Raw genomic sequence first — 2,423 nt, 5'->3', positions numbered from 1 at the left:
GCGTCAGGTCGCTCAGGTACATCTCGGTGGTCAGGCGCGCGACGTCGAAGCGCGCGTAGAGCTCGTGGATGTGATGGCACAGGTCGCGCAGCCCAAGCCGCTCGTACTTGGGATGCGCCTGGCAGAACTCCGGCATGATCCGCCACATCGGCTGATTGCGCGCGTAGTCGTCCTTGAACTGCTGCAGCGCCGTCAACAGCGTGTTCCAGCGGCCCTTGGTGATGCCGATCGTGAACATGATGAAGAAGCTGTAGAGCCCGGTCTTCTCGACGATCACGCCATGCTCGGCCAGGAACTTGGTGACGATGCTGGCCGGGATGCCAGTCGTCGCGAACTTGCCGTTCAGGTCCAGCCCGGGCGTCACGATGGTCGACTTGATTGGGTCGAGCATGTTGAAGCCGTCGGCCAGCTTGCCGAAGCCATGCCACTTGGCGGTGCGCGACTCGCCCTTGATGATCCAGTCGTCGGCGCGGCCGATGCCCTCATCGACCAGCTTCTCGGGGCCCCAGACCTTGAACCACCATTCGTCCTTGCCGAACTCGGCCTCGACCTTGCGCATCGCGCGGCGGAAGTCGAGCGCTTCGAGGATGCTCTCTTCCACCAGCGCGGTGCCGCCGGGCGGCTCCATCATCGCGGCGGCGACGTCGCAGCTGGCGATGATCGCGTACTGCGGGCTGGTCGACGAATGCATCAGGTAGGCCTCGTTGAAGAGGTCGCGGTCGAGCGCCCGGTTCTGCGAGTCCTGCACTAGCACGTGGCTGGCCTGGCTGATGCCGGCCAGCAGCTTGTGGGTCGACTGGGTGGCGAACACCAGCGAGTCCTTCGGCCGCACGCGGCGCTTGCCCATCGCGTGGTAGGCGCCGTAGAACGGGTGGAAGGCCGCGTGCGGCAGCCAGGCCTCGTCGAAGTGCAGCGTGTCGACGTAGCCGTCGAGCATGTTCTTGATGGTCTCGGTGTTGTAGATCACGCCGTCGTATGTCGACTGCGTGAGCGTCATCACGCGCGGCTTCACCTTGTTGGCATCGACGTGCGACAGCAGCGGATTGGCCGCGATCTTGGCCTTGATCGCCGCCGGCTCGAACTCGCTCTTCGGGATCGGGCCGATGATGCCGAAGTGATTGCGCGTCGGCTTCATGAAGACCGGGATCGCGCCCGTCATGATGATCGCGTGCAGGATCGACTTGTGGCAGTTGCGGTCGACCACCACCACGTCGTCCGGCGCCACCGTGTGGTGCCACACCATCTTGTTGCTGGTGCTGGTGCCGTTGGTGACGAAGAAGCAGTGGTCGGCGTTGAAGATGCGCGCCGCATTGCGTTCGCTGGCCGCCACCGGGCCGGTGTGGTCGAGCAATTGGCCGAGTTCCTCGACCGCGTTGCAGACGTCAGCGCGCAGCATGTTCTCGCCGAAGAACTGGTGGAACATCTGGCCCACCGGGCTCTTGAGGAAGGCGACGCCGCCCGAGTGGCCCGGGCAGTGCCAGGAGTACGAGCCGTCTTCGGCGTAGTCGATCAGCGCCTTGAAGAACGGCGGCTGCACGCCTTCAAGGTAGCTCTTGGCCTCGCGGATGATGTGGCGCGCCACGAACTCCGGCGTGTCCTCGAACATGTGGATGAAGCCGTGCAGCTCGCGCAGGATGTCGTTCGGGATGTGGCGCGAGGTCTTCGTCTCGCCGTAGATGTAGATCGGCACGTCGGCGTTCTTGCGCCGCACCTCGCCGATGAAGGTGCGCAGGCTCAGCACCGCCGGGTCGAGGTCCGGACCGACCGAGAACTCTTCATCGTCGATCGACAGGATGAAGGCGCTGGCGCGGCTTTGCTGCTGCGCGAACTGGCTCAGGTCGCCGTAGCTGGTGACGCCCAGCACCTCGAAGCCTTCGCTTTCGAAGGCCTGCGCCAGAGCGCGAATACCAAGGCCCGACGTGTTCTCGGAGCGGAAGTCCTCGTCGATGATGACGATGGGAAAGCGGAATTTCATGAGCAGGGCTCCGGACAGGCAAATAGGCGCGAAGTGTACGGAATTCAGACGAGAAATCGCGCCCGCCCCATAAACGAAGCTTCAGGCGGCTTTTGTGGCCAAGCCCCGGCCGCCGCCGGGTGCGCCCTCGGACAGCAAAATTCACGCTGCGGCACTGCTACAATCGTCGGCTCGGAGCGGTGGATGAGCGGTTTAAGTCGCACGCCTGGAAAGCGTGTGAGGGTTAATAGCCCTCCGCGGGTTCGAATCCCGCCTGCTCCGCCAAGAAATGCGTCTCCAGCAGCTTCCAACTGCCAACGGATCCGTCCTGAAAGCCCCGCATGCCGGGGCTTTTTTGTGCGCCGCCGATTGCGCGTAACATGGCCACGGCCTTTGTTCTTCAATCCCGAAGGAGCCCGGAATGGCCGGATCAAGCACATCACAGCCCACGCCACGCATGCCACTCGAC

Annotated in this window: 1 protein-coding gene and 1 tRNA gene; one reads left to right on the top strand and one right to left on the bottom strand. The window is 63.9% G+C overall.

Annotated features, from left to right (window positions below; translation table 11 throughout):
- A partial coding sequence (locus AC1DY5_RS51425; RefSeq protein WP_478121981.1) for an Orn/Lys/Arg decarboxylase N-terminal domain-containing protein occupies nucleotides 1-1,975 on the bottom strand: 1,975 nt, incomplete at its 3' end.
- A gap of 173 nt (nucleotides 1,976-2,148) precedes the next feature.
- Here AC1DY5_RS51425 and AC1DY5_RS51420 point away from each other — a divergent pair.
- Nucleotides 2,149-2,239 (top strand) — tRNA-Ser (locus AC1DY5_RS51420).
- Nucleotides 2,240-2,423: the final 184 nt, after the last annotated feature.

The organism is Variovorax sp. P4_D9 (assembly GCF_056401695.1).
Note: the sequence above shows the minus strand (reverse complement) of the source record. Positions and strands in the feature narration are given on the sequence as shown.